The sequence below is a fragment of the Variovorax sp. S12S4 genome (assembly GCF_023195515.1).
Classification (GTDB): domain Bacteria; phylum Pseudomonadota; class Gammaproteobacteria; order Burkholderiales; family Burkholderiaceae_C; genus Variovorax.
In genome coordinates this window covers 5179960-5205893 of record NZ_JALPKR020000002.1, presented here as the reverse complement: position 1 = coordinate 5205893, position 25934 = coordinate 5179960, and the positions used below count along the sequence as shown (strand labels likewise).

At 67.2% G+C, this 25934-nt stretch carries 23 protein-coding genes; 17 read left to right on the top strand and 6 right to left on the bottom strand.

Going from position 1 to position 25934, the window contains the following annotated elements; genetic code table 11:
* The first annotated feature begins 4 nt into the window (after window positions 1-4).
* The 5 genes from cbiB to M0765_RS25500 are packed head-to-tail and all read left to right on the top strand — an operon-like array spanning window position 5 to window position 3593.
* Complete coding sequence (cbiB, locus tag M0765_RS25520; protein ID WP_258506795.1) at window positions 5-946, top strand: adenosylcobinamide-phosphate synthase CbiB; 942 nt, start codon at window positions 5-7, stop codon at window positions 944-946.
* Window positions 943-1962, top strand: coding sequence for an aminotransferase class I/II-fold pyridoxal phosphate-dependent enzyme (locus M0765_RS25515; protein ID WP_258506793.1), 1020 nt, complete (start codon window positions 943-945; stop codon window positions 1960-1962). Before cbiB ends, M0765_RS25515 begins: the two co-directional genes overlap by 4 nt.
* A gap of 29 nt (window positions 1963-1991) precedes the next feature.
* The gene (locus M0765_RS25510) at window positions 1992-2345 is read left to right on the top strand and encodes a CidA/LrgA family protein (RefSeq protein ID WP_258508459.1); all 354 of its coding nucleotides are present in this window, start codon (window positions 1992-1994) and stop codon (window positions 2343-2345) included.
* A complete protein-coding gene (locus tag M0765_RS25505) occupies window positions 2342-3073 on the top strand; it encodes an LrgB family protein (protein ID WP_258506782.1) in 732 nt (243 codons plus the stop codon). The genes M0765_RS25510 and M0765_RS25505 overlap by 4 nt, the downstream gene beginning before the upstream one ends.
* A 52-nt stretch (window positions 3074-3125) precedes the next feature.
* Window positions 3126-3593 carry an OsmC family protein gene (locus M0765_RS25500; protein ID WP_258506777.1) on the top strand — a complete coding sequence of 156 codons (468 nt, stop codon included), beginning with the start codon at window positions 3126-3128 and terminating at the stop codon, window positions 3591-3593.
* Between the two features lie 21 nt (window positions 3594-3614).
* Here the strand turns inward: M0765_RS25500 and M0765_RS25495 are convergent, their stop codons facing one another.
* The gene (locus M0765_RS25495) at window positions 3615-4529 is read right to left on the bottom strand and encodes a LysR family transcriptional regulator (RefSeq protein ID WP_126749659.1); all 915 of its coding nucleotides are present in this window, start codon (window positions 4527-4529) and stop codon (window positions 3615-3617) included.
* Window positions 4530-4712: 183 nt separating this feature from the next.
* Here M0765_RS25495 and M0765_RS25490 point away from each other — a divergent pair, with 183 nt between their 5' ends.
* The 10 genes from M0765_RS25490 (at window position 4713) to M0765_RS25445 (ending at window position 17641) form a co-directional block, all read left to right on the top strand.
* Complete coding sequence (locus tag M0765_RS25490) at window positions 4713-5594, top strand: alpha/beta hydrolase (protein WP_258506774.1); 882 nt, start codon at window positions 4713-4715, stop codon at window positions 5592-5594.
* 151 nt (window positions 5595-5745) lie between these two features.
* Window positions 5746-6996 (top strand): efflux RND transporter periplasmic adaptor subunit, encoded by a 1251-nt coding sequence (locus tag M0765_RS25485; protein WP_258506772.1) that lies wholly within the window; start codon window positions 5746-5748, stop codon window positions 6994-6996.
* A gap of 40 nt (window positions 6997-7036) precedes the next feature.
* A complete protein-coding gene (locus tag M0765_RS25480; RefSeq protein WP_258506770.1) occupies window positions 7037-10321 on the top strand; it encodes an efflux RND transporter permease subunit in 3285 nt (1094 codons plus the stop codon).
* Window positions 10322-10339: 18 nt separating this feature from the next.
* The gene (locus tag M0765_RS25475) at window positions 10340-11833 is read left to right on the top strand and encodes an efflux transporter outer membrane subunit (RefSeq protein ID WP_258506768.1); all 1494 of its coding nucleotides are present in this window, start codon (window positions 10340-10342) and stop codon (window positions 11831-11833) included.
* 85 nt (window positions 11834-11918) lie between these two features.
* A complete protein-coding gene (locus tag M0765_RS25470; RefSeq protein ID WP_258506766.1) occupies window positions 11919-13358 on the top strand; it encodes a cobyric acid synthase in 1440 nt (479 codons plus the stop codon).
* The gene (cobT, locus tag M0765_RS25465) at window positions 13355-14401 is read left to right on the top strand and encodes a nicotinate-nucleotide--dimethylbenzimidazole phosphoribosyltransferase (RefSeq protein ID WP_258506765.1); all 1047 of its coding nucleotides are present in this window, start codon (window positions 13355-13357) and stop codon (window positions 14399-14401) included. Before M0765_RS25470 ends, cobT begins: the two co-directional genes overlap by 4 nt.
* A 5-nt stretch (window positions 14402-14406) precedes the next feature.
* A complete protein-coding gene (locus M0765_RS25460; protein ID WP_258506763.1) occupies window positions 14407-15201 on the top strand; it encodes an adenosylcobinamide-GDP ribazoletransferase in 795 nt (264 codons plus the stop codon).
* Complete coding sequence (locus M0765_RS25455) at window positions 15198-15749, top strand: histidine phosphatase family protein (RefSeq protein WP_258506761.1); 552 nt, start codon at window positions 15198-15200, stop codon at window positions 15747-15749. Before M0765_RS25460 ends, M0765_RS25455 begins: the two co-directional genes overlap by 4 nt.
* 43 nt (window positions 15750-15792) lie before the next feature.
* Window positions 15793-16695, top strand: a complete 903-nt coding sequence (locus M0765_RS25450; RefSeq protein WP_258506759.1) for a helix-turn-helix domain-containing protein — start codon at window positions 15793-15795, stop codon at window positions 16693-16695.
* A 49-nt stretch (window positions 16696-16744) separates the two neighbouring features.
* Window positions 16745-17641 carry an SDR family NAD(P)-dependent oxidoreductase gene (locus M0765_RS25445; RefSeq protein ID WP_258506756.1) on the top strand — a complete coding sequence of 299 codons (897 nt, stop codon included), beginning with the start codon at window positions 16745-16747 and terminating at the stop codon, window positions 17639-17641.
* An 18-nt stretch (window positions 17642-17659) separates the two neighbouring features.
* Here the strand turns inward: M0765_RS25445 and nth are convergent, their stop codons facing one another.
* Window positions 17660-18292, bottom strand: a complete 633-nt coding sequence (gene nth / locus M0765_RS25440) for an endonuclease III (RefSeq protein WP_258508458.1) — start codon at window positions 18290-18292, stop codon at window positions 17660-17662.
* Between the two features lie 165 nt (window positions 18293-18457).
* Here nth and M0765_RS25435 point away from each other — a divergent pair, with 165 nt between their 5' ends.
* Complete coding sequence (locus tag M0765_RS25435; RefSeq protein WP_258506755.1) at window positions 18458-19645, top strand: aminotransferase-like domain-containing protein; 1188 nt, start codon at window positions 18458-18460, stop codon at window positions 19643-19645.
* Between the two features lie 4 nt (window positions 19646-19649).
* Here the strand turns inward: M0765_RS25435 and M0765_RS25430 are convergent, their stop codons facing one another.
* A complete protein-coding gene (locus tag M0765_RS25430) occupies window positions 19650-19877 on the bottom strand; it encodes a hypothetical protein (protein WP_157614223.1) in 228 nt (75 codons plus the stop codon).
* A gap of 61 nt (window positions 19878-19938) precedes the next feature.
* On the opposite strand from M0765_RS25430, the gene M0765_RS25425 reads away from it, so the two are divergent.
* Entirely contained in the window at window positions 19939-20262 is a 324-nt protein-coding gene (locus M0765_RS25425; RefSeq protein WP_258506752.1) for a DUF6172 family protein, read from the top strand.
* 329 nt (window positions 20263-20591) lie between these two features.
* Here M0765_RS25425 and M0765_RS25420 read toward each other — a convergent pair whose 3' ends face one another.
* Genes M0765_RS25420 through mfd form a run of 3 tightly spaced genes read right to left on the bottom strand, consistent with a single transcriptional unit; the run spans window position 20592 to window position 25845 of the window.
* Entirely contained in the window at window positions 20592-21659 is a 1068-nt protein-coding gene (locus tag M0765_RS25420) for an Ldh family oxidoreductase (RefSeq protein ID WP_258506750.1), read from the bottom strand.
* Window positions 21656-22366, bottom strand: coding sequence for a phosphoserine phosphatase SerB (gene serB / locus M0765_RS25415; RefSeq protein WP_258506749.1), 711 nt, complete (start codon window positions 22364-22366; stop codon window positions 21656-21658). Before serB ends, M0765_RS25420 begins: the two co-directional genes overlap by 4 nt.
* On the bottom strand, window positions 22363-25845 hold the full coding sequence (mfd, locus tag M0765_RS25410) for a transcription-repair coupling factor (RefSeq protein WP_258506743.1): 3483 nt from the start codon (window positions 25843-25845) through the stop codon (window positions 22363-22365). Before mfd ends, serB begins: the two co-directional genes overlap by 4 nt.
* Window positions 25846-25934: the final 89 nt, after the last annotated feature.

Sequence of the window (25934 nt, the reverse complement as noted above, 5' to 3'; positions counted from 1 at the left end):
GCCTTTGGCTTCCGCAGCCGCCTTGTGGCTTGCGCTGGCCATCGACCGTTGGCTGGGCGAGCCGGCGGTGCGCTGGCATCCCGTGGTGTGGATGGGGCACTACCTTGGTTGGTTCGGCTCCCGCCTTGCGCCGCTCGCGGCCGATGCAAGGCCGCGCGATCTGTCGCTGTTCCTGAAGGGCGCGCTGGCCTGGTGCGTTGGTGCAATGGTCGTTGGCGCCATGGCCCTGACGGTGCAGGCAACCGCACTGCAATGGCTGCCCGACTGGGCAACTGCCGTAGTGCTTGCTATTGCATTGAAGCCGCTCTTCGCATGGCGCATGCTGCGCAATGAAGTGCTGGCCGTGGAGGCGGCGCTCGCGGTGTCGCTGGAGGCGGGCCGTGCGCAGCTCGCCCGGTTGGTGAGCCGGGACGTCACCATGCTCAGTGAAAGCGAAGTGCGCGAAAGCGCCATCGAGTCGCTGGCCGAGAACCTCAACGATTCGCTGGTGGCCCCGCTGTTCTGGTTTGTGCTGCTGGGCCTGCCGGGCGCCGCGGTCTATCGCTTCGCGAACACGGCCGATGCCATGTGGGGCTACCGCGGCGAGCGCGGTGGCCGCGACTGGACGTGGTTCGGCAAATGGGCCGCGCGGGCAGACGACGTGCTTTCGTGGCTGCCGGCCCGGCTCACCGTGCTGCTGCTTGCGCTCGCGTCGCAGCAGTGGCCGCGAGGGCTGGCGCCAGAGGCGCGCCGCACGCCTTCGCCCAACAGCGGGTGGCCGATGGCGGCGATGGCATTGCTGCTTGGCGTGCGGCTGGCCAAGCCCGGCGTGTACGCCTTGAATGCGGAAGGGCGGCGCGCCGAAGCGGCCGACACGCAGCGCGCAGCGCAACTGGGCGGCAGGGCCGCGCTCGCGCTGGCGGCGTGTGCATCATTGGCGATCTTCGCCATCGCGAGGTGGGCATGACACTGGAACGAACGACACCAACCCATGCGCTGCATGGCGGCCCCGACGGCGCCGGTGCGGCGCGGCACGATTTCTCGACCAACGGCAATGCGGCGGGCCCGTGCCCTGCCGTTCTGGCAGCGTTGCGCGCGGCCGATGCAGCGCACTATCCTGACCCGGCCTACACCTCGCTGCGTCGCGCGCTGGCCGCCTTTCATGACGTGGCCGTCGAACGCGTGGTCATTGCGGGCAGTGCGAGCGAATTCATTCACCGCATCACAGCCGCCTGGGCGCAAGGCGGTGGACGGGAGGCCTGCCTGCCGATGCACAGCTATGGCGACTACGAGCGGGCGGCGTCGGCCTGGGGTTTGCAGACGTTGCGCACCGCCGACCCGCGCGGAAGGCCGGCACTGCGCTGGTTCTGCGAGCCCTCGAGCCCGCTGGGCCAGGCCGATCTCATGCCGCACACGGACGCGGACGGTGCCTGCGTGCTCGACATGGCCTACGAGCCGCTGCGTCTCGAAGGCCGGCCGTCGTTCGACGCCGCACAACGCAACCGCGTCTGGCAGCTGTGGACGCCGAACAAGGCGATGGGCTTGACCGGCATTCGCGCTGCCTATGCCATCGCACCCCAAAACGACATGGCCGCGGCGCTGAGTCAACGCATCGAGCAACTGTCGCCTTCATGGCCCATCGGCGCGCACGGCGTGGCAATGCTCGAAACCTGGGCCGGCGACGAAGCCCAGGCGTGGCTCGCGCAAAGCCTGAACACCTTGCGAGCATGGAAAGCGCAGCAGCGCGCCCTCTGCGAATCGCTGCGATGGGAGTGCCTGCCGAGCGACACCAACTTTTTCTGCGCGCGCACCGATGTGCCGTATCCGAAGCTCGCCGCAGAATTGCGCACTGAAGGCATCAAGCTGCGCGACTGCGCATCCTTCGGCCTGCCCGGCCACGTGCGGCTGGGTGTGTTGCCGCCGCAAAGCCAGCAGGCGCTGAAGGAGGCCTGGACACGAGCGGCAAAAGCAACCGAACATTGAACGGACACAAGCAGGAATCCGCCGCCACCATGCTCTACGCCATCACCACGCTCTTTCTTTGCCAACTGGCCGGCGAACTGCTCGTGCAGTGGCTTAGCCTGCCGATTCCCGGTCCTCTGATCGGCATGCTGCTGCTGTTCGTCGCGCTGCTCGTGCGTGGCGGCGTGCCCGAGGCATTGAGCGAGACCTCCGGCCATCTGCTGCGCAACCTCATGCTGCTGTTCATTCCGGCTGTGACCGGCGTCATGCTGCATTTCGAACGGGTGGGGCGCGAGTGGCTGCCGTTCCTTGCGGCCGGCATCGTGGGCGCGGCCTTCACCATGACGGTAACGGCGCTCACGCTGCGCTGGATGATCCGCATCACCGGCAAGGAGGCGGAATGAACGCTCCGGCAAAGCTGTCCGAGATCTGGGTCTTTCTCGCCCAGTCGCCGCTGCTCTGGCTGTCGCTCACGCTGCTGGCCTATCTGGGCGCGCTGTGGCTGCACAAGCGCAGCGGCAGCAGGCCGCTGGTCAATCCGGTGCTGGTGTCGGTCGTCGTCATCGTCACGGTGCTGCTCGTCACGCGCACGCCCTACGACACGTATTTCGAGGGCGCAAAGTTCGTGCACTTTCTCATCGGCCCGGCCACGGTGGCGCTGGCCGTGCCGCTCTACGGCCAGCTCGCGCGGCTGCGCAGGCTGTGGCTGCCGATCGGCGTGGCGCTGCTGGTGGGCTCCGTTGCGGCCATTGTCTCGGCCATCGGCATTGCCTGGGTGCTGGGCGGCTCGCATGAGCTGATGATGTCGCTCGCACCCAAGTCGGCCACCATGCCGATCGCGATGGGCGTGGCCGAAAAGATCGGCGGGCTGCCGTCGCTCGCCGCCGTGGCCGCCGCCGTCGCGGGCATCTCGGGCGCCATCATGGCGACTGGCCTGCTGAACCTGCTGCGCATCAAGGAACCCGCGGTGCGCGGCTTTGCCGTCGGCATGGCGGCGCACGGCATCGGCACCGCGCGCGCCATCCAGGTGAATGAAACGGCAGGCGCCTTCTCGGCCCTGGCGTTGGGTCTGAACGGCATCGCCACCGCGCTGCTGGTGCCGTTGCTGGTCAAGCTGCTGGGTGTTTTCTGACCCGGGTTTTCTGACGCAGAATGGCGCTCCCATCGACCTTGGAGCGCACGGCATGGCCCAGTACACCGCAGAGATCCTCTGGCAGCGAGGCGAGCAGGACTTTCTCGGCAACAGCTACAGCAGAAGGCATTCGATGCGCTTCGACGGCGGTGCGGAAGTGCCGGGTTCCTCGTCGCCGCACGTGGTGCCGTTGCCATTTTCGGATGCGGCGGCGGTCGACCCCGAAGAAGCCTTCGTCGCTTCGCTCTCGAGCTGCCACATGCTGTGGTTCCTCACCATGGCGGTAAAGCGCAAGTTCACCGTCGACCGTTACTTCGACGCGGCAAGCGGCATCATGGAAAAGAACGCCGAAGGCAAGCTCGCGATGACGGTGGTCACGCTCCGGCCGGATGTCATGTTCTCCGGCGACAACCTGCCCACGCGCGAGCAGATCGAACACATGCACCACCGGGCGCATGAGGAATGCTTCATTGCCAACTCGGTCAAGACCGAGGTGCGCTGCGAACCGGTGTTCGGCTGACCCCTTCCAGCGGAGAACGACTCAGCGCCGCTGCAGCCGCGGGTTCTTCGCAAACAGCTCGGCCGCCCAATCCACGAACGCCCGCACCTTCGCGCTCAGGTGGCGGTTGGGCGGGTAGACCACATGAATCGGCAGCGGGTCGCGGTGCCAGTCCGACAGCACCTCGATCAGTTCGCCGCTCTCCAGCAGCGGCTCGGCCATGAAGGTGATGCATTGCGAAATGCCGAAGCCGCCGAGCACCGCCGCCATGTGGGCGTTGCTCTCGTTCACCGACACGCGGTAGGGCCCGTTGAGTTCGATGGTCTCGTCGTCCTTCTTGAACTCGTGCGGGTAGATGCGCCGCGTGCTGCCCGAAAAGTAGCTCACCACGTGGTGCCGCTTCTCGATGTCGTTGGGGTGCTGCGGAATGCCGTAGCGCTTGATGTAGGCGGGCGATGCCACCGTCACGAAGTGCAGGGTGCCGATGCGCCGGGCCACCAGCGACTGGTCGCTCAGCTCGCCGGCCCGGATCACGCAGTCGACGTTGTCGGTGATGAGGTCGACCGTGCGGTCGCTCACGCCCAGGTCGACCTGAATTTCGGGGTAGCGGTCGCAGAAGGTGGCCAGCGCGGGCAGGATGACCAGCCGCGCCACCGAGGTGCCCACGTCGATGCGCAGCCGCCCGGTGGGATTGGCCTGCGCATTGGTCATGCTGGCTTCGATGTCGTCGAAGTCGTTCAGGAGGCGCGCCGCGCGTTCGTAGTAGGCCGCGCCGTCGGGCGTTACCGTCACGCGCCGCGTGGTGCGGTTGAGCAGCTTCACCCGCAGGCGCGATTCGAGCGCCTGGATCTGCTTGGTGACCGTCCCCTTTGGCAGGGCGAGCGAATCCGCGGCCCGGGTGAAGGTGCCTGCTTCCACCACGCGGACAAAGATCCGCATTGCCTGGATTTGATCCATTGATGACTGTTCCTGGGAACCCGGCCCTTGCCGAGGGGGAGCGGATTCTCACACAAGGTGACAATCCCTATCGTTTCCCGGATTGTTCGCCGTTTGGAAACAGAGTAGGGGCAGGTTGCCTGTTTAACACCACACTGGCCGCCTTATATTTCGACTATCGCCAATCCTCCTGAGGTTGCCTCCATGTCACCCCGTCCGTCGTCCCGCTCTGCCGAAGCCGCTGCCCTAGCCGCGGCGCAAGGCGTGGAAGCCGATCTTTCGATCGAGCTGCCCGGCCGCGCGCCGGTGGATGCCCGGGTCTACGGGCAACGCCCGCGCGGCGAAACGGTTCCGCTGGTGCTGCATTTCCACGGCGGCACCTTCGTTTGCGGCAACCTGGACAACGGGCGCAACGTGGCCCGGCTGCTGGCAGGGGCCGGTGCGGTGGTGGTGTCGGTGGCCTACCCGCTGGCACCCGAATCGCCGTTTCCCGAGCCCATTGAAGTGGGCTATGCAGCGCTCGAATGGCTCTACAAGCAGCGCGTCAAGCTCGGCGGCAAGGGCGCCCAGGTGTACCTGGCCGGCGAAGAAGCCGGCGGCAACCTGGCCGCCGGGGTGGCGCTGATCGCCCGCGACCGGGCGCATCCGCCGCTGGCGGGGCAAATTTTGCTGTCGCCCATGCTCGACCCGTGCGCGGGCACTGCGTCGCTGCGCAAGGCGACGAACGACGAGGCCGAATGCCGCTGGGCCAAGGGCTGGGAAAAGTACTTGAGTTGCCCCTCCAACGCAACCCATCCCTACGCCGTTCCGAGCGGATCGCTCCGGCTTGGTGCGTTGGCACCCGCGCTGGTGCTGGTGGGCGCCGACGACGCGATGCGCGACGAGGCGCTGACCTTTGCCGGGCGCCTGCGCGCGGCCGGCATCGACGTGACGAGTGCCGTGTTGCCTGGTGCCGCGAACTGGCCCAAGGCGCTGTACGACCCCGAACCCTCGGGCTGCAAGGCCTGCGAAGCCAGCGTGCAGCAACACTTCCGCGAATTTTTCAGTGCCACCACGCCGCCTCCGGTAGCACCCAAGCCCAGCTAGGTGGGCCGGTCGCGGCAGCCCAGCCAGACGTCGCGACGCCTTTCCCCGGCCCACCGGTAACCCCGGTCATTTTCGAATTCCGCCTCCTGGTGCCAAAAGCGCCGGGGTGGCCTGTTGCATCCCAAAAAGTCATCGAGAAGGACGAACCATCATGTCGAACAATAAGCAAAAACTGTCTTCCGTCGCCCGCAAGGGCCTGTGGCCCACAGTGACCGGCCTCACCGCACTGCTGGCTGTGGCCGCCGCCGTGCTTGGCATGCAGAGCTTCAAGGCGGAGGCCACGGCACCCGCCGCGGCGCAACAGGGCACACCGGTATCCGTGGCCACCGTGGCCCAAAGCGAAGTCAACGCCTGGGACGAGTTCTCGGGCCGGCTCGAAGCCGTGCAGCGCGTCGATGTGCGCTCCCGCGTAGCGGGCGCCGTGCAGGCGGTGCACTTTCGCGAAGGCGCGTTGGTGAAGCAGGGCGACCTGTTGATCACCATCGATCCCGCACCGTACGCCGCCGAAGTGGAGCGTGCCGAAGCCCAAGTAGCCTCCGCCCAGGCCCGCCAGGCATTCAGCCGCAGCGAGCAGGAACGCGCCAAGCGCCTGTGGGACCAGCAGGCCATTGCCCAGCGCGAATATGACGAGCGCGTGAACGCCAGCCGCGAGGCCGATGCCAACCTGCGTGCCGCGCAAGCGACGCTGCAATCGGCGCGCCTCAACCTGGGCTACACGCAAGTGCGTGCGCCCGTGTCGGGCCGCATCGGCAAGCTCGAGGTGACCCAGGGCAACCTGGTGGCCGCGGGCCCCGGCGCGCCGGTGCTGACCACGCTGGTGTCGGTGAGCCCGATCTACGCGAGCTTCGATGCCGACGAGCAGGTGATCACCCGCGCCCTGAAAGACCTGCCGAGCGGCGCCAGCGCACGCGGCCAGATCGAGAGCATTCCCGTGCAGATGGGCACCTCGGGCTTCGACGGCACGCCCTTCGTCGGCAAGCTGCAGCTGATCGACAACCAGGTCGACGCCCGCAGCGGCACCGTGCGCGTGCGCGCCTCGTTTGACAACAAGGACGGCGCGCTCATTCCGGGCCAGTTTGCCCGCATCCGCATGGGCCAGGCGCGCAATGACTCCGCTCTGCTGGTGAGCGAACGCGCCATCGGCACCGACCAGAACAAGAAGTTCGTGATGGTCGTGGGCGAAGACAACAAGGCCATGTACCGCGAAGTGACGCTCGGCGCATCGGTCAACGGGCTGCGCGTGGTGAGCAAGGGCCTGAAGGCCGGCGAACGCGTGGTGGTGAACGGCCTGCAGCACATCCGCCCCGGCGCACTGGTGGTGCCGCAGAACGTGACGATGGACGCCAAGGCCGACACCAAGCAACAACAACCGGAACGCGTCGCGGAAGCCGCGAAGTCCTGAACTCGGAGGGGAGCGCGTTTGCGCTCGCCGGAGAAACAACATGAATCTCTCTAAATTCTTCATCGACCGGCCGATCTTTGCCGGCGTGCTGTCGCTATTGATATTGATAGCCGGCCTGATCGCGCTGCGCGGGTTGCCGATCTCGGAATACCCCGAAGTCGCACCGCCCTCGGTGGTGGTGCGTGCCCAGTACCCGGGCGCCAACCCCAAGGTGATTGCCGAAACCGTGGCAACGCCGCTCGAAGAGCAGATCAACGGCGTCGAAGGCATGCTCTACATGGGCAGCCAGGCCACCACCGACGGCGTGATGACGCTGACGGTGACCTTCCGCCTCGGCACCGATCCCGACAAGGCCCAGCAGCTGGTGCAGAACCGCGTCTCGCAAGCCGAGCCGCGCCTGCCGGAAGAAGTGCGCCGCCTCGGCATCACGACCGTCAAGAGCGCGCCTGACCTGACGATGGTGGTTCACCTCGTTTCGCCGAACAACCGCTACGACATCAACTACCTGCGCAACTACGCGGTGCTGAACGTGAAGGACCCGCTCGCGCGCATCGAAGGCGTGGGCCAGGTGCAGATCTTCGGCGGCGGCGACTACTCGATGCGCGTGTGGCTCGACCCGCAGAAGGTTGCGCAGCGCGGCCTCTCGGCCAGCGACGTGGTGGCTGCGATCCGCGGCCAGAACGTGCAGGCCGCGGCCGGTGTGGTCGGCGCTTCGCCGGGCCTCTCGGGCGTGGACATGCAGCTCTCGATCAATGCGCAAGGGCGCCTGCAGAGCGAGGAAGAGTTCGGCGACATCATCGTGAAGAGCGGCACCGACGGCGCCGTGACCCGCCTGCGCGACATCGGCCGCCTTGAAATGGGTGCTGCCGACTACTCGCTGCGTTCGCTGCTGAACAACGACCCGGCCGTTGGCATGGGCGTGTTCCAGGCGCCTGGCTCCAACGCGCTCGACATCTCGTCCAACGTTCGCAAGACGATGGCCGAGCTCAACAAGAACATGCCCGAAGGCCTGGAATACCGCATTGCGTATGACCCGACGCAGTTCGTGCGCGCATCGATCGAATCGGTGATTCACACGCTGCTCGAAGCCATCCTGCTGGTGGTGCTGGTCGTGATCCTGTTCCTGCAGACCTGGCGCGCTTCCATCATTCCGCTGCTGGCCGTGCCGGTGTCGGTGATCGGTACCTTTGCGGTGCTGCACGTGCTGGGCTTTTCCATCAATGCGCTGAGCCTGTTCGGACTAGTGCTGGCCATCGGTATCGTGGTGGACGACGCCATCGTGGTGGTGGAAAACGTCGAGCGAAACATCGAGGCGGGGCTGACGCCGCGCGAAGCGACCTACCGCGCAATGCGCGAAGTGTCGGGGCCCATCATCGCAATCGCGCTGGTGCTGGTGGCCGTGTTCGTTCCGCTGGCTTTCATCAGCGGCCTCACGGGCCAGTTCTACAAGCAGTTTGCGGTGACCATCGCGATCTCGACGGTGATCTCGGCCATCAACTCGCTCACGCTGTCGCCGGCTCTCGCGGCACTGCTGCTGCGCGGCCATGATCAGCCCAAGGATGCGCTGACCCGCGGCATGGACAAGGCCTTCGGCTGGCTGTTCCGCGGCTTCAACAAGCTCTTCAGCCGCGGCTCGGAAGCCTACAGCGGCGGCGTCAAGAGCGTGATCTCGCGCAAGACGTTGATGCTGGTGATCTACCTCGCGCTGGTCGGCGTGACCTTCGGCCTCTTCAAGGCGGTTCCCAGCGGCTTCGTGCCGGCGCAGGACAAGCAATACCTGATCGGTTTTGCCCAGCTGCCCGACGGCGCCACGCTCGACCGCACCGACGAAGTGATCCAGCGCATGGGCGAGATCATGAAGAAGAACCCGAACGTGGAAGACGCCATCGCGTTCCCGGGCCTGTCGATCAACGGCTTCACCAACAGCTCGAACTCGGGCATCGTGTTTGCCACGCTCAAGCCCTTCGACCAGCGCAAGCGCGCCGACCAGAGCGGCGGTGCAGTGGCCGGCCAACTCAACGGTGCCTTTGCCAGCATCCAGGACGCGTTCATCGTGATGTTCCCGCCGCCGCCGGTGGCGGGCCTGGGCACCACGGGCGGCTTCAAGCTGCAGCTGGAAGACCGCGCCTCGGTGGGGTACGACCAGATGGACGCCGCGGTGAAGGCCTTCATGGCCAAGGCCTATGCAGCGCCCGAGCTCACGGGCATGTTCACGAGCTGGCAGGTCAACGTGCCGCAGCTGTATGCGGACATCGACCGCACCAAGGCCCGCCAGCTCGGCGTGCCGGTGACGGACATCTTCGACACCATGCAGATCTACCTCGGTAGCCTGTACGCGAACGACTTCAACAAGTTCGGCCGCACGTACAGCGTGCGTGTGCAGGCCGATGCGCCTTACCGCGCTCGTGCCGAAGACGTGGGCATGCTGAAGGTGCGCTCGACCACGGGCGAAATGGTGCCGCTGTCGGCGCTCATGAAGGTGAACTCGACCTTTGGCCCGGAACGCGCCATGCGCTACAACGGCTACCTGGCAGCCGACATCAACGGCGGCCCGGCTCCCGGCTATTCGTCGGGCCAGGCGCAGGACGCGATCACCAAGATTGCGGCCGAGACGCTGCCCAAGGGCGTGACCTTCGAGTGGACCGAGCTGACCTACCAGGAAATCCTGGCCGGCAACTCCGCCTTCCTGGTGTTTCCGCTGGCCATTCTGCTGGTGTTCCTGGTGCTGGCCGCGCAGTATGAAAGCCTGACGCTGCCGATCGCGATCATCTTGATCGTGCCCATGGGCATCCTGGCTGCGATGACGGGCGTATGGATATCGGGGGGTGACAACAACGTCTTCACGCAGATCGGGTTGATCGTGCTGGTGGGGCTGAGTGCGAAGAACGCGATCCTGATCGTGGAGTTTGCACGCGAGCTCGAGTTTGCCGGCCGCACGCCCATCCAGGCTGCGATCGAAGCCAGCCGCCTGCGCCTGCGCCCGATTCTCATGACCTCGCTGGCCTTCGTGATGGGCGTGCTGCCCCTCGTGCTGTCGACCGGCGCGGGCTCTGAAATGCGCAAGGCCATGGGCGTGGCGGTGTTCGCCGGAATGATCGGTGTGACGGCTTTCGGCCTGTTCCTGACGCCGGTGTTCTACGTGCTGATGCGCCGCCTGGCGGGCAACCGCGCACTCAAGCTGCATGGCGACGTGCCGCACGGGGAAGACTTCGTTTCGGCGGCCCATCCCGCTGCACCGGCACCGTCGTCCCACGGTGGTTCGGGCGGCGGCGGGCTGCACCCGCTGCCTGCTGCGCCGCGCCCTTCGCACGGCTCGCACGACTGATCGAGAAGAAAGCTCATCATGAAATTCTCAGTACAACCTTGGGTCAAGCCGCTTCGCACCGCCTTGCTGCCGCTGGTGGCAGCCCTGGCGCTGGCCGGCTGCGCGACCGTGCCCTCCGGCGTGCCGGAGATCCAGACCACCGCCCAGTTCAAGGAGCAGGGCGCGGCCCCGCCCGCGGGCTGGACGCGTGCCGTGCCTTCCGAAGCGCAGGCCCGCGGCGCATGGTGGCTGGCCTTCAACGACCCGGTGCTCAATGCGCTGGTCGAAAAGGCGGACGTCAACAACAACAACATCCAGGCCGCCGCGGCCCGGCTTGCGGAAGCTCGCGCCCTGGCGCGCAGCGCCCAGGCCGACCGCCTGCCGCAAATCGGCCTGGGCGCCGGCGCCAATCGCGGTGCGGGCCTCGACAAGGCCACGGCCAGCACCCGGCCGGCCACGATGACCAATATCGGCGCCACCTTCTCGTACGAGGTCGACCTGTTCGGCCGGCTCTCGGGCGCAAGCAATGCGGCCAAGCTCGATGCGGCCAGCCGCGAAGCGCTGCTGCAAAGCACGCGCCTTGCCGTGCAGGCCGAGGTGGCGCAAACCTACTTGCAACTGCGTGCGCTCGACGCCGAGCGCGCCCTGGTGCGCGAGCAGGTCGAGGCCTACCGCGACACGCTGCGCCTGACGCAGCGCCGCCAGCAGGCCGGCGACATTGCCGAGCTCGACGTGGCACGCGTGCAGACCGAGGTGTCGTCGACCGAGTCGGATGCGCTCGCGCTCGACCGCCAGCGTGCGCAGGTCGAGCATGCGCTTGCGGTGCTGGTGGGCGATTCGGCCTCGAGCTTCGGCCTGCGTACCGACGAGTGGGCCACCGCGCTGCCGTCGGTGCCGCCGGGCGTGCCGGCCACGGTGCTCACGCGCCGCCCGGACGTCTCGGCCGCGCAGAACGCCGTGCTCGCGGCGCAGGCTCGCGTGGGCGTGGCACAAGCCGCCTGGTTCCCGGACATCTCGCTGACCGGGGCCGCCGGCTATGCGTCGCCGGAAATCGGCGACCTGTTCAAGTGGTCGGCCCGCTCGTGGGGCGTGGGCGCGCTGCTCTCGCTGCCGATCTTCGACGGCGGCCGCCGCGAAGCCGGCGTGCAGGGCGCCAATGCGCAGCTCGACGGTGCGCTTGCCAACTACCGCAACCAGGTGCTGGTCGCGTTCCAGGAGGTGGAAGACCAGCTCTCCGCCATCCGCATCCTGCAGGAGCAGTCGACCGTGCAGGCGCAGGCCGTCACTTCGGCCCAGCGCGCGACCAGCCTGTCGGACACGCGCTATCGCAACGGCTATATCAGCCAGCTCGACCTGCTCGACGCCCGCCGCAGCGAACTGCGCAACCGGCGCCAGGCGCTGCAGGTGAAGTCGGCGCAATACCAGGCGGCTGTTGGGCTGATCCGCGCCATCGGCGGTGGGTGGGAAGTGCCGGCTGCCACGGCGCAGGCACAACCCGGGGCACCGGGCCAGGTACAGACCGCGGCACGCTGAAACACCAAAGGGGCGCAAGCCCCTTTTTCTTTGGGCGGCTGCGTCTCGAGAAAAGCGGCGCGCGGCGACAACGGACAATAGCCGCATGACAACCCGATGCGTGATGGTTCTGGGCACGACCAGTGGCGCCGGCAAGAGCTGGCTGGTCACTGCGCTGTGCCGCTGGTATGCGCGGCAGGGCCTCAAGGTGGCGCCTTTCAAGGCGCAGAACATGAGCAACAACGCCCGCGTGGTGGATGGCGGGGAGGTCGGCAGCGCGCAGTATTTTCAGGCGCTGGCGGCACGCGCGATGCCCGACGTGCGCATGAACCCGCTGCTGCTCAAGCCCGAGCGCGACACCCACAGCCAGGTGGTGCTGATGGGGCAGGTGAACCAAGAGCTCACGGCCATGCCCTGGCGCGGACGCAGCGAGCGCGTGTGGCCGCAGATTGCTTCGGCGTTCGACGAATTGCGCGCCGAGAACGACGTGGTAGTGATCGAAGGCGCCGGCTCGCCGGCCGAGATCAACCTGATGGCCAGCGACATCGTCAACCTGCGCGTGGCCCGGCATGCGGATGCCCGCTGCCTGCTGGTAACTGATATCGACCGCGGCGGGGCCTTCGCGCATCTCTATGGCACCTGGGCATTGATGCCCGAGAGCGACCGCGCATTGCTGCGCGGCTTTGTTCTCAACAAGTTTCGCGGCGATGCCTCGCTGCTGGCTCCGGCGCCGCAGCAGCTGCAGGCGCTGACCGGCGTACCCACGGTGGCCACGCTGCCCATGTGGTGGCAGCATGGCCTGCCCGAAGAAGACGGTGTGTTCGACGACCGGAGCCGCTCGAGCGGCGTTGTCACGCGTACCGTGGCGGTGGTGGCGTATCCGCGCATCAGCAATCTGGACGAGTTCCAGCCGCTCAAGAATGTGCCCGGCGTTCGCCTGGTGTGGGCGCGCACGCCGGCCGACGTGGCCGGCGCCGACTGGATCGTGCTGCCCGGCTCCAAGCACACCAGCGGCGACCTCGCGTGGCTGCGCACGCAGGGGCTGGACCGCGCCATTGCCGCGCACGCAGCCGGCGGCGGCGCCGTGCTCGGCGTTTGCGGCGGCTTGCAGATGCTGGGCGAGGCGCTGGTCGATCCGCACGGCATCGACGGCAATGCGCCCGGCCTGGGGCTGCTGCCGCTCGTCACCGTGTTCGAGCGCGAGAAAACCGTGCGCCATCGGGCTGCCGTCTTCGGTGAACTGGGCGGCGCATGGGCTTCACTTTCGAACGTGCCGGTGGCGGGCTACGAAATTCACCACGGCCATACCGCGATACACCCGCAAATGGCGCAGGACGGCCATGCCGTGATGCCCGAAGGCCTGGCCTGGCAGAACGCGCGCGGCAATGTGCTGGGCCTTTACCTGCACGGCCTGTTCGAAGACGCGGCCGCGTTGCACGCGCTCTTCGGCGCCGCGGCCCCCACACTCGATTCCACTTTCGACGGCCTGGCCGATTTCATCGACACCCACTTCGAGGCCGGCGTACTGCAGGGCCTGATCGCATGACCGACAAGAACACCATTCCTTCCATCACTGACATCCGCGATGACGCGCTTGCGGCACGGCTGCAGGGCGCGCTCGACAACAAGACCAAGCCGCTCGGCGCGCTCGGCCGCCTCGAAGGGCTGGCGCTGCGTATCGGGATGATCCTGGGTAGCGAAACGCCCGTGCTCGAAGCGCCCCAGATGCTGGTGTGCGCGGGCGACCATGGCCTGGCGGCGCGCGGTGTCTCCGCATTTCCCAGCGACGTGACCTGGCAGATGGTCGAGAACTTTCTTGCGGGCGGCGCGGCCGTGAGCGTGCTGGCGCGCCAACATGGGCTGGCGCTGACGGTGGTCGACTGCGGCGTGCGGCGCGACTTCCAGGCGCGTCCGGGGCTGGTGTCGCGCCGCATCGCCGCCGGCACCGCCGATGCGTCGGCTGGGCCTGCGATGACGGCAGGGCAATGCGCGCAAGCCATTGCCAACGGCCGCGAGGTGGTGCGCGCGCTCCCCGGCAATGCCTTGCTGCTCGGCGAGATGGGCATCGGCAACAGCTCGGCGGCGGCCATGCTGCTTGCGCGGCTGGCGGGCCTCGACATCGATGCCTGCACCGGCGCAGGCACGGGGCTCGACGCCGCCGGGCTGGCGCGCAAGCGCACAGTGCTGCGCGAAGTGCTGGCCCTGCATGCATCGGCGGTTGCGCCGCTCGATGCATTGGCTGCGTTCGGCGGCTTCGAAATTGCCACCCTGGTCGGCGCGGTGCTGCAGGCGGCAGAAGAGCGGCGCGTGATCGTGGTCGATGGATTCATCGCGAGCGCGGCGGTGCTGGTGGCGCAGGCACTGCAGCCGCACGTGGCCCAGCGCTGCGTGGCCGCGCACAGCTCGGCGGAACCGGGGCATGCGCTGTTGTTGAAGCACCTCGGGTTGGAGCCACTGCTGAATCTGGACTTGCGCCTTGGCGAAGGCTCGGGCGGCGCGCTGGCGTGGCCGCTGCTCGAATCGGCCTGCCGCATCCTGCGCGAAATGGCGAGCTTCGAGGCGGCGGGCGTGTCGCGCAAGGGCGGCTGAACTTCATGAACGGCGTTCGCCACTACCTGCTGGCACTGCAGTTCTTCACGCGGGTGCCGGTGACTGGGCGACTCGCTGAGTGGGTCGGATTCAGCCCCCAGATGCTGCGCGCGAGCGCGGCGCATTTTCCGGGCGTCGGCTGGCTCGTGGGGTTTGTGGGGGCCGCCGTTTTTGTTCTGGCGCTGCAGGGCCTGTCGGGCGCGGCTGGTGCGCTGGCAGCGGCGCTGCTGAGCATGGTGGCAACCGTGCTGCTCACCGGCGCCTTTCATGAGGATGGCTTGGCCGACGTGGCCGACGGACTGGGCGGATCGGCCGACCGAAACCGCGCGCTCGAGATCATGAAGGACTCGCGCATCGGCGCCTTCGGCGCCATTGCGCTGGTGCTTGCGCTGGGCCTCAAGGCCGCGCTGCTTGCTTCGCTGGCGGGGCAGGGGGTGCAGGCGGTGGCCGGGGCCATCGTCGGCGCGCATGTGCTGTCGCGGCTGGCGCCGCTGTTTTTGATTCGCTGGCTGCCGTATGTGGGCGATGCCGGTGCGAGCAAGGCCAAGCCGCTGGCCGATGCAATCGGCGGCGGCGCCTTGCTGGTCGGCGTGCTCTGGTCGGTTCCTGCCCTTGCGCTGGTGCTGGTGACGCAAGGCCCCGCGAGAACAGCGGCCGTCGTGGCGGCATGTGCCGTTGCGGCATTGGTCATGGCGCGCATGTTCCGGCGCCGGCTGCAGGGCTTTACCGGCGACGGGCTCGGCGCCACGCAACAGGTGTGCGAGCTTGCAATCTATCTTGCACTGGCGTGGCAGGCATGAAGCTGTGGCTCGTGCGCCATGCGCAAACCGACGCCGCGCCGGGCCTTTGCTATGGCGTCACGGATGTCGGCGTGCCCATGGAGGCGACGCTGGCGGTTGCGCGCGCCGTGCAGGCCCGCGTTCCCGTGGGCATCGCACTGGTCCATTCCCCTTTGCGGCGTTGTGCCGAACTGGCAAAGGCCATCGGCACGCTGCGCCCGGACCTTGCCATGCGAGCGGACGAGCGCCTGGCCGAAATGGACTTCGGCGCCTGGGAAGGCCGGCCGTGGGCATCCATCACCAGTGCCGACTTCGATGCATGGACCGGCAATTTCGCCGACGGTCTTCCGGGCGAGTACGGCGAAAGCACGGCCAGCTTCATGCAGCGCACTGGCGCTGCTTTCGACGAGTGGCGCGCGTCGGGCCAGGACGCGGTGTGGGTCACGCATGCGGGCGTGATGCGCGCCGTGCAACTGCTGCATGGCGGCGTGCGGCGCGTGGACGCCGCCGCGCAATGGCCGTCGGCGCCCATTGACTATGGGGCGTGCCTGCTGATCGAATGCGGGTGACGCGCGGCAGCGTCCGCGCCATTTCATTGCCCCCATTCGCGCCATGCCCGCACAGCCTTCCCACGAGCGCCTGTACGTTCGCCTCGACGAGGACCCCTTGCACGGGCCCGAGGCTGCGATGCCGGCGGGCTCATTGCAGGCCTTCCCGGTTGCAGCGCCGTTGCGCGCGCATGTCGCGCACATCCTGCTCTATCGCGAAGCGCTGCCTGACGGGCGCGAAGTGCTCGAGCGCGTGCTGCCCGACGGCGCGGTGCGGCTGGTTTTCAACCTTGGCGATGCGCCCTCTGCGGGCGACGGCGCCGGGCAGCCCGTTGAAGCAATCGGCGCTTCGGCCGCGCCGGCGCTGGTGCGGCTGCGCGGCAGGGTCGAGGGGCTGTCGGTCACGCTGCGCCCCGGCGCGGCCGCGGCGCTGCTCGGCATGCCGGCCGGGGAGATTGCCGGCACCGCGGTGCACCTCGATCAACTCTGGCGTGGCCAAGGCGCCGAACTGCGCGAACGCATGGCAGAAGCGCGTGACGACGCCTCGCGGGTTGCGGTGCTGTGCGCCATGCTCGGGCAGCGGCTGGCGCGGGCCGACACGGCTCTTCAACCGGCCGCCCCTATGGCCACGATAAGGGCGGCGCAGCTGATCGCGGAATCGGGTGGTCGGCAATCGCTGCACGAGGTGGCGGCTGCGGTCGGCGTCGGCGAGCGCCGTTTGCAGCAGCTGTTCCAGCAGCAGGTGGGCCTCTCGCCGCGCACGTGGGGCAGGCTCGCGCGGCTGCATGCCTGCCTGCGCGCCTTGCGGCAGCCACGGCCGCGCATGCCCGGCTGGGCGGAGCTAGCGCTTGACGGCGGCTTCTACGACCAGTCGCACCTCGTCAACGAGTTCAAGGCGCTGAGCGGCCTCACGCCGACCGAGTTTCTCGGCCGCACGGTTTCGGTTTCTTCCAATACAGCGGCGTGACGCGGCGGTACCTTCGGGCTTCGAACTCGGAGAAAAGGGAAAGAACGCGATGCAAGACGAAGAAGTGAAGAGGCCGCTGAAGGGCCGCGTGGCCGTGGTGACCGGCGCCAGCCGGGGCGCCGGCCGCGGCATTGCCCTGGAGCTGGGCGCGGCGGGGGCCACCGTGTACGTGACAGGCCGCAGCACGCGCGCGCAGCCGGCCGAAAGCTATGGACGCATCCTTGCGCTCTCGGAACTCGAAGCCCTGCCGGGCAGCATCGACGAGACGGCCGACGAACTCACGCGCATGGGCGGCCACGGCATTGCGGTGCGCTGCGACCACACGCAGGAAGACGACGTGGCAAGCCTCTTCGCGCGGGTGCAGCGCGAGCAGGGCCGCTTGGACCTGCTGGTGAATAACGCCTGGGGCGGGCACGAAACCTTCAACGGCGTTTTCGAGGCGCCGTTCTGGGAACACCCGCTTTCCAACTGGGAGTCGATGTTCGACCGCGGCGTGCGCAACCACCTGCTGGCGAGCCGGTTCGCGGCGCCGCTCATGGTGGTGCAGAAGAGCGGCCTGATCGCGATCACCAGCTTCTGGGACCGCGACAAGTACCTGCGCGGCAACCTGTTCTACGATCTCGCCAAGTCGGCGATGAACCGGTTGGCCTTTGGCATGGCCGAGGAACTCCGCCCGCACGGTGTGGCCTCGCTCGCGCTTTCACCGGGCTGGATGCGAACCGAGTTCGTGCTCGCTGGGCACAAGACCGACGAAGCGCATTGGCATGAACGCCCGGCGCTCGCAAGAACCGAGTCGCCGCGCTACCTGGGCCGCGCCATTGCCGCGCTGGCGGGCGACGCGGGGGTGATGCAGAAAAGCGGCGGCGTGCACCGCGTGGCCGATCTGGCGCGTGAATACGGCTTTACCGACACCGACGGACGGCAGCCCGAAGCATTCGAGCTCTAGCCTGGAAAAGAGTCGGCATCAGGCCGACTTGGGCCGCGGCGTCTTCGGCTTGTAGTTGCAGTAGGGCGCCACTGCGCATTCCCAGCACTTCGGCGTGCGCGCCACGCAGATGTAGCGCCCGTGCAAGATGAGCCAGTGGTGCGCATGCAGCCGAAACTCGAAAGGCACGCGCTTCTCCAGCTTGAGCTCCACTTCGAGCGGCGTCTTGCCCGGCGCAAGCCCGGTGCGGTTGCTGACGCGAAAGATGTGCGTATCCACGGCAATCGTCGCCTCGCCGAACGCCACGTTGAGCACCACGTTGGCGGTCTTGCGCCCGACGCCCGGCAGCGCCTCGAGCTCGGCGCGCGTGCGCGGCACTTCGCCGCCGTGCTGCTCCACAAGAATGCGGCAAGTCTCGATCAGGTGCTTGGCCTTGCTGCGGTAGAGCCCGATGGTCTTGATGTATTCCTCCAGCCCCTCCACACCCAGCCTCAGGATGGCTTGGGGCGTGTTCGCCACCGGAAAGAGCTTGCGCGTGGCCTTGTTCACGCCCACGTCGGTGGCCTGCGCCGAGAGCAGCACGGCGGCCAGCAGCTCGAAGGGCGTGGCGTATTCAAGCTCGGTTTCAGGGGTGGGGTTGGCCGCCTGCAGGGTGGCGAAGAAGAGGGGGATGTTGTCTTTTTCATGGGGGCTGGAAGCGCGGCGCTCGCCTGCCGTATGGGGGTGGTGGGGGGCGGGCAGCGATAGTTGCAATATATCGTCGAAAGCCGATGGTGTTACGCAGCTTTATTGCCCGCGGCTTTCGCCACAATAGCGCCTCAGAAAGTGAGACTTCCCATGCAATTCGCTTCCCGCCTCGACAACGTCGAAACCTCCGCCATCCGCGAACTCTTCAAGCTGCTGGGCAAGCCCGGCATCATCAGCTTTGCGGGCGGATTTCCCGACAGCGCCATGTTCGACGTCGAGGGCCTGAAGGAGGCGAGCCAGAAGGCGCTGACCGAAGAACCCGGCGGCGCGCTGCAATATGGCGCCACCGAGGGCTACGAGCCGCTGCGCACGCAGCTCAGTGCCTTCATGAAGACCAAGGGCGTCGACGTGGACCCGAGCGGCCTGATCGTCACCACCGGCAGCCAGCAGGCGCTCGACCTGCTGGGCAAGACCATGATCTCGCCCGGTGACAAGGTGATCGTCGAAGGCCCGACCTTCCTGGCCACCATCCAGTGCTTTCGCTTGTACGGCGCGCAGCTCATCAGCGCGCCCATCGACGCCAACGGCGTGAAGACCGACGAGCTTGAAAAACTCATTGCGGAGCACAAGCCCAAGTTCGTCTACCTGATTCCCACCTTCGGCAACCCGAGCGGCGCCATGCTGAGCCTGGAGCGCCGCAAGAAGGTGCTCGAGCTGGCCGTCAAGTACCAGACGCTGATCGTCGAGGACGACCCGTACGGCGATCTCTACTTCGGCGAAGCGCCCCCGCCGTCGATCATGGCTTTGAGCAAGGACGTGCCGGGCAGCCGCGAGCTGCTCGCGCATTGCGGCAGCCTGAGCAAGGTGCTGAGCCCCGGCCTTCGCATCGGCTGGATGATTGCGCCGGCCGAGCTGCTGGCCAAGGCCACCATGTGCAAGCAGTTCAGCGATGCGCACACCAGCACCTTCTCGCAGGCCACGGCCGCGCAATACCTCAAGAGCGGCCGCATGCCGGCCACGCTGGCGCATGTGCGGGAGGTGTACGGCCAACGGGCGCAGGCCATGGGCGCGGCGCTGAAGCGCGAGTTGGGCGACGCGGTGAGCTTTACCCAGCCGCAGGGCGGGTTGTTCTTCTGGGCCCGCCTGACGGGTGCCAACGGCAAGCTGGCCGATGCAACCGAACTGGCCAAGCGCGCGATCGAGCAGCTGGTGGCCTTTGTGCCGGGCGCACCGTTCTATGCCGAGAAGCCCGACCTGGCGACGCTGCGGTTGAGCTTTGCGACGGCGGACGTGGCGAAGATCGAAGAGGGCGTGAAGCGCCTGGGCCAGGCCTTGTAGGTCTTCAGGGCGAGCGGTGCAGCCGCGGCGCCGCCAGCAGCGCCAGGTTGTCTTCGATGGCCGCATCCACGTTGGGATAACGGCCTTTCATTTTCGACAGCGTCATGATGGTCTGGAGCGCCTTCAGGTCCTTGACCGAGGGCGCGACCTTGATCTGCGCGATGGCCGCCGATGCGTTGCCGCCGTTGACCAATGCCATTACCTTGCTTGCCCAGTCGTTTGCGCGCGCCATGTCTTTACCTGCTTTCCATTGAACCGCCGACTGTACACAGCGCGGCGCGTTACGATCACCCATGAGAAAAACCTTTCAGCTTCAGGTCGAGGGCAAGCACCCCGACCGCCTCCTCGAAGCCATCAAGCACGAGATTCGCAAGTACATCAAGCGCGAGCGCCGGCGCGTTCTGCCCGAAGGCACGGACTTCTGGGACTTCGACTGCAAGTTTGGCACCTCGGCGGAAACTGCCGAAGCCGTGCACCTTTCGGCGATCACGGGGCTGATCGACGGCGTCGTCAAGGAGGCCGGCAAGCAGTTCTACGTCGAGATCCTGGCCAAGCCTGGCAAGCGGGCGCCGCGTTCGGCTGGGGAGCGGGCGGAAGAGCCTCCCGAAGAGGACTGATTCCTGCGTGTCTTGGGTGATCGGGGCGAGGTCGTTCAGGGTGGGTGCAAAGGCCACCGGGTACTCCCCCTCCGCGAATGTCCCCCGCCTTCGGCTCCTCCTTTATTTCGCTGCGGGGAGCACCCGATGCCCTGTGCACTTGGGCACGCTCTGGGTGCACCGCCGATCAACGACCGCTCTGAATCACGCTCCCGTCGATGGGGTGCCTTGCGCAGCGAAATAAAGGAGGAGGCCGCAGGCCGGGGGACATTCGCGGAGAAAGGTACCCCGTCGGCGGGTGCGCGCCCTGAACGGAACAGCGCAACGTCAAATAGATAGCAGACCGCTTCCTAGATCAGCGCCTGCGCGAGTTGCAGCCCATAGCGCTGCTCCGCATCCTGCAGCGCACGCGCAATCGACGGGTGCAGCCGCACTCCGTTTTTCGACTGGGTTTCACGGCGCTTCAAGCCGCCTTCGCCCGGCAGGCGCACCGGCTTCGCCGGATCGACGGGCGCGTTGTTGCGGCACTGGGCCGCCACGTGGTCCATCTGGCGCAAGAAGGCTTCCTTGCCGCCGAACGCGTGCAGATCGTGCAGCGTGATGTGCACCGTCGCACCCCAACCCTCGGGCGGATCGGCCCGGCCGTGGCCTGCGAGGCCGGCGGTCAGCGTTTCGACCAGCAGCGCCATTCCATAACCCTTGTGGCCGTGGCTGAGTCCGCCAACGGGCAGCAGCGTGCCGGGCGGCTGGTCGAACAGCACCTGCGGGTTGTTCGTAGGCTTGCCGGTGGCGTCGATCAGCCACTCTTCGGCAAAAGTCTCGCCGGCTGCGCGCTTGCGGTTGCTCATGCCGTTGGTGGTGATGGAAGCCGAAATGTCGACCATCACGCCGCCTTGCGACAGCGGAAAGCCCATGGCCAGCGGATTGGGCGTGAACACCGCCTGGGTGCCGCCGAAGGGCGCGACGCTGGCCGTGTTGGGGTCGGAGCAGGCGAGCAGCATCAGCATGTCTTCCTGCAGCGCGCGCAGCATGTAGACGGCCAGGCAGGCGATGTGATGGCTGCGGCGGATCACGAGCGAGGCGGTGCCGAGCTCGCGGGCACGCGGGAGCAGCATGTCCATGCCCTGGTCCATGAGCCAGGGGCCGGGCAGGCGCTTGCCGTCCCACAGCACGGCGGCGGGGCGATCAGACAGAACCTCCGGAGCGCCGTCCGGCGTCATGCCGCCGGATTCGATCTCTTTCACGTAGCCGGCCAACAGGGCGAGGCCGTGCGTGTCGTGGCCCAGCAGGTCGCCTTCGACCAGGGTGCGGGCAACGCTGTCGGCCATCGAGGCGGCAAGCCCGGCTTTTTGCAGCAATGCGCTGCCGTAGTCCCTGAGCGCATCTGCGCTGTAGAGCGGGGCGGTGTTGTCGGTCATTTCAGTATCTCCAGCACTCTGTCCAAGCCGCCCTCGTTGATGGCCACCATGGCTTGCTCGCGCACCTTCGGCTTGGCGTGGTAGGCCACTGAAAGGCCGGCTTCGCCCATCATCGGCAGGTCGTTGGCGCCGTCGCCCACGGCGATGGTCTCCTGCGGAGAAATGCCCATGAGCGACGCGACTTCGAGCAGCGTGCGGCGCTTCTCGGCGCCGTCGCAGATGTCCCCCCAGCTTTGCTGCACCACCTGGCCGGTGAGTTGGCCATCGGCTTCGTCGAGCAGGTTGGAGCGCGCGAAGTCGATGCCCAGGCGGTCTTTCACCCGGTTGGCAAAGAAGGTGAAGCCGCCCGACACCAGCAGCACCTTGAGCCCGGCCGCCTTGCACGTCGCGACCAGTTCGGCAGCACCTGGGTTGAGCTTCAGACGCTCGTCGTACACCTGCTGCAGCGCCTCGACCGGCACGCCTTTCAAGAGCGCCACGCGGCGCCGCAGGCTTTCCTTGAAGTCCTTGATTTCGCCGCGCATCGTGGCTTCGGTAATGGCCGCCACCTCGGCTTTCTTGCCGACGGCATCGGCAATCTCGTCGATGCACTCGATGTTGATCAGCGTCGAATCCATGTCGAACGCGATCAGCTTGAAGTCGGCAAGCTTCAGCGGCGGCTTCACGCGCTGGATAACCAGGCCGGGAGAAATTTCTGTAGCGCTCATGCGGGGGCGGTTTCCTTGACGATGGGTTGGCCGAGGCTGCGCAGCACGTCGCGCACCATCTGCGCGCGGTCCTTCGGCTCTTTCAGTTCGCGCTCGATGCGCAGCTTTTCGTTGCCGGCAAGCTTGATGTGCTTGTTCTTCTGGATCAGGTGGATGATGGCCATCGAATCGACCGGCGGGTCTTTCTTGAAGGTGATGTGGATCACGCCCGGCGCCGCATCGACCTTGACCACGCCATACGGCCGCGCCAGCACGCGCAACCGGTGCGTGTCGATCAGCGTCTGCGCCTGCGGCGGCAGCTTGCCGAAGCGGTCGACGATTTCTTCAAGCAGCGTATCGATCTGCTCGGGTGTCTTCGCGGTGGCCAGCTTCTTGTAGAACGAGAGGCGCAGATGCACGTCGCCGCAGTAGTCGTCGGGCAGCAGGGCGGGGGCGTGCAGGTTGATTTCGGTGGTGACCGACAGCGGCGCGAGCAGGTCGGGCTCCTGCCCGGCCTTGAGCGCGCGCACGGCCTCGCTCAGCATCTCGTTGTAGAGCTGGAAGCCGATCTCCATCATGTTGCCGCTCTGGTTCTCGCCCAGCACCTCGCCGGTGCCGCGGATCTCCAGGTCGTGCATGGCCAGGTAGAAGCCCGAACCCAGTTCTTCCATCTGCTGGATGGCGTCGAGCCGCTGCGCCGCCTGCTTGGTGAGGCCCTCGGTGTCGGGCACCATCAGGTAGGCATAGGCTTGGTGGTGCGAGCGCCCGACGCGGCCGCGCAGCTGGTGCAGCTGCGCGAGGCCGAACTTGTCGGCGCGGCTCATCACGATGGTGTTGGCGGTCGGCACGTCGATGCCGGTCTCGATGATGGTCGAGCACAAGAGCAGGTTGTAGCGCTGCGCCACGAAGTCGCGCATCACGCGCTCCAGTTCGCGCTCGGGCATCTGGCCGTGGGCCACGGCAATGCGCGCTTCCGGAAGAATCTCCTCGAGCTTCTGACGCCGGTTCTCGATGGTCTCGACCTCGTTGTGCAGAAAGTAGACCTGTCCGCCGCGCTTCAACTCGCGCAGCACGGCCTCGCGAATGACGCCGGTGCCCTCGTTGCGCACGAAGGTCTTGATGGCCAGGCGCCGTTGCGGCGCGGTGGCAATCACGCTCAGGTCGCGCAGTCCTTCGAGCGCCATGCCCAGCGTGCGCGGAATCGGCGTGGCGGTGAGGGTGAGCACGTCGACCTCGGCGCGCATCGCCTTCATCGCCTCCTTGTGGCGCACGCCGAAGCGATGCTCCTCGTCGATGATGAGCAGGCCCAGGTTCTTGAACTTGACCGATTGCGAAAGCAGCTTGTGCGTGCCGACCACGATGTCGACCGTGCCCTCGGCGAGGCCCTTGGCCGCCGCGGTGATTTCCTTGGCCGAACGGAAGCGGCTCATTTCCGCCACCTTGACCGGCCACTTGGCGAAGCGGTCGACCAGCGTCTGGTAGTGCTGCTCGGCCAGCAGCGTGGTGGGCGCGAGAAAAGCCACCTGCTTGCCGCCGGTGATGGCGATGAACGCGGCGCGCAGCGCCACCTCGGTCTTGCCGAAGCCCACGTCGCCGCAGACCAGGCGGTCCATCGGCTGCGGCGAGATCATGTCCTGGACCACGGCGTGGATCGCGGCCTTCTGGTCGGCCGTTTCCTGAAAGCCGAAGTCGTTGGCGAACACCTCGTAGTCGGCGGCCGAATAGCGGAAAGCGTGGCCTTGCCGAGCGGCCCGGCGCGCATAGATGTTGAGCAGTTCGGCGGCAGAGTCGCGCACCTGTTCGGCAGCCTTGCGCTTGGCCTTTTCCCACTGGCCGGAGCCGAGCTTGTGCAGCGGGGCCTCGTCGGCGCTCACGCCGGTGTAGCGGCTGATCTGGTGCAGCTGCGAAACCGGCACATAGAGCGTGGCCTTGTCGGCGTACTCCAGGTGCAGCATTTCCTGCAGCAGCGGCTTGCCTTCGGCATCGACGCCCTGGCCCAGGTCCATATGGATCAGGCCGCGGTAGCGGCCGATGCCATGCGCGGTGTGGACCACCGGGTCGCCGACATTGAGCTCGGACAGGTCCTTGATCAGCGCCTCGACGTCGCTGACCTGTTCCTGCTTCTTGTTGCGGCGGCGGGTGGTGGGCGCGGTGGCGAAGAGCTCGGTTTCGGTGACAAGGTCGATCCCCTGTTCGCGCCACGCAAAGCCCGAGGCCAGCGCGGCGGTGGCGATGCCGATTTTTTCGTCGGTCGAAGCCTCGAACTCGGCCAGCGAGTCGAAGGCCGGCGGGCTCACGCCGCTGGCACGGAGAAAGTCGAGCAGGCTTTCGCGCCGGCCTTCGCTTTCGGCAATCAGCAGCACGCGGTGCGGCGTTGCCTTGATGTGGGCCTTGAGGCCGACCAGTGGGTCTTCGGCGCCGCGCACGACTGCGAACGGCGGGAGCCGGTCGAATTCCGCATACGGCGTTTCGGCGGCGATGTCGCCTCGGATGGCCAGCTGCGCATGCGGCTTGGCCCGCTGGTAGAACTGCTCGGCCTTGAGGAACAGCGCCTCGGGCGGCAGCGCCGGCCGCTCGGGGTCGCCGCGCACCAGGCGGTAGCGCTCGTTGGTGTCTTGCCAGAAATGCTGGAACGCGGGTTCGAGGTCGCCGTGCAGCACCACGGTGGCGTCGGGCCCGAAGTAGTCGAACACCGTGGCCGTCTCGTCGAAGAACAGCGGCAGGTAGTACTCGATGCCGGCGGTGGCCACGCCGTTGCCCATGTCCTTGTAGATGCGGCTCTTGGTCGGGTCGCCTTCGAGCAGCTCGCGCCAGCGGCTTCTGAAGCGCGCGCGGGCGTCGTCGTCCATCGGAAACTCGCGGCCCGGCAGCAGGCGCACCTCGGGCACGGGGTAGAGGCTGCGCTGGGTGTCGGGGTCGAAGGTGCGGATCGAGTCGATCTCGTCGTCGAACAGGTCGACGCGGTAGGGCACGAGCGAGCCCATGGGAAACAGGTCGATCAGGCCGCCGCGCACCGCGTATTCGCCTGGGCTCACTACCTGCGTCACATGGCTGTAGCCGGCGAGGGTGAGCTGGGCCTTGAGCTTCGATTCCTCGAGCTTCTGCTTGGCCTTGAAGTGAAAGGTGTAGCCGGCCAGGAAGGCGGGCGGCGCCAGCCGGTAGAGCGCGGTGGTGGCGGGCACCAGCACCACGTCGGCTTCTTTCTGGCTGATGCGCCAGAGCGTGGCGAGCCGCTCGCTGATCAGGTCCTGGTGGGGAGAAAAGCTGTCGTAGGGCAGCGTTTCCCAGTCCGGAAACAAGGCGCAGCGCAGGTCCGGCGCAAAGAACGCCATTTCGTCGATCAGGCGCTGCGCATCGTTCGCGTCCGCTGTGAACACCGCGGTGGCCCGGCCGGCGGCTTTTTCGCGCACGCCCAATTGCGCCAGCAGCAGGGCGTCGGCCGATAGGGGAGGACGCGGCAGCGTGAATCGCTTGCCCGCCGTGAGGTGGGGGAGGTCCATTGAACGCTTCTGAAAATGCACGACACCCCGCGCCGGCTGGCGAGGGGTGTGAAGCTGTCGATTCTAGAATGGCGGCCCCTTATTCGCTT

Coding starts and splice junctions, on each gene's coding strand:
- M0765_RS25515 (WP_258506793.1), top strand. CDS start 943: ATGACACTGGAACGAACGACACCAACCCATGCGCTGCATGGCGGCCCC.
- M0765_RS25510 (WP_258508459.1), top strand. CDS start 1,992: ATGCTCTACGCCATCACCACGCTCTTTCTTTGCCAACTGGCCGGCGAA.
- M0765_RS25505 (WP_258506782.1), top strand. CDS start 2,342: ATGAACGCTCCGGCAAAGCTGTCCGAGATCTGGGTCTTTCTCGCCCAG.
- M0765_RS25500 (WP_258506777.1), top strand. CDS start 3,126: ATGGCCCAGTACACCGCAGAGATCCTCTGGCAGCGAGGCGAGCAGGAC.
- M0765_RS25495 (WP_126749659.1), bottom strand. CDS start 4,529: ATGGATCAAATCCAGGCAATGCGGATCTTTGTCCGCGTGGTGGAAGCA.
- M0765_RS25490 (WP_258506774.1), top strand. CDS start 4,713: ATGTCACCCCGTCCGTCGTCCCGCTCTGCCGAAGCCGCTGCCCTAGCC.
- M0765_RS25485 (WP_258506772.1), top strand. CDS start 5,746: ATGTCGAACAATAAGCAAAAACTGTCTTCCGTCGCCCGCAAGGGCCTG.
- M0765_RS25480 (WP_258506770.1), top strand. CDS start 7,037: ATGAATCTCTCTAAATTCTTCATCGACCGGCCGATCTTTGCCGGCGTG.
- M0765_RS25475 (WP_258506768.1), top strand. CDS start 10,340: ATGAAATTCTCAGTACAACCTTGGGTCAAGCCGCTTCGCACCGCCTTG.
- M0765_RS25470 (WP_258506766.1), top strand. CDS start 11,919: ATGACAACCCGATGCGTGATGGTTCTGGGCACGACCAGTGGCGCCGGC.
- cobT (WP_258506765.1), top strand. CDS start 13,355: ATGACCGACAAGAACACCATTCCTTCCATCACTGACATCCGCGATGAC.
- M0765_RS25460 (WP_258506763.1), top strand. CDS start 14,407: ATGAACGGCGTTCGCCACTACCTGCTGGCACTGCAGTTCTTCACGCGG.
- M0765_RS25455 (WP_258506761.1), top strand. CDS start 15,198: ATGAAGCTGTGGCTCGTGCGCCATGCGCAAACCGACGCCGCGCCGGGC.
- M0765_RS25450 (WP_258506759.1), top strand. CDS start 15,793: ATGCCCGCACAGCCTTCCCACGAGCGCCTGTACGTTCGCCTCGACGAG.
- M0765_RS25445 (WP_258506756.1), top strand. CDS start 16,745: ATGCAAGACGAAGAAGTGAAGAGGCCGCTGAAGGGCCGCGTGGCCGTG.
- M0765_RS25435 (WP_258506755.1), top strand. CDS start 18,458: ATGCAATTCGCTTCCCGCCTCGACAACGTCGAAACCTCCGCCATCCGC.
- M0765_RS25430 (WP_157614223.1), bottom strand. CDS start 19,877: ATGGCGCGCGCAAACGACTGGGCAAGCAAGGTAATGGCATTGGTCAAC.
- M0765_RS25425 (WP_258506752.1), top strand. CDS start 19,939: ATGAGAAAAACCTTTCAGCTTCAGGTCGAGGGCAAGCACCCCGACCGC.
- M0765_RS25420 (WP_258506750.1), bottom strand. CDS start 21,659: ATGACCGACAACACCGCCCCGCTCTACAGCGCAGATGCGCTCAGGGAC.
- serB (WP_258506749.1), bottom strand. CDS start 22,366: ATGAGCGCTACAGAAATTTCTCCCGGCCTGGTTATCCAGCGCGTGAAG.
- mfd (WP_258506743.1), bottom strand. CDS start 25,845: ATGGACCTCCCCCACCTCACGGCGGGCAAGCGATTCACGCTGCCGCGT.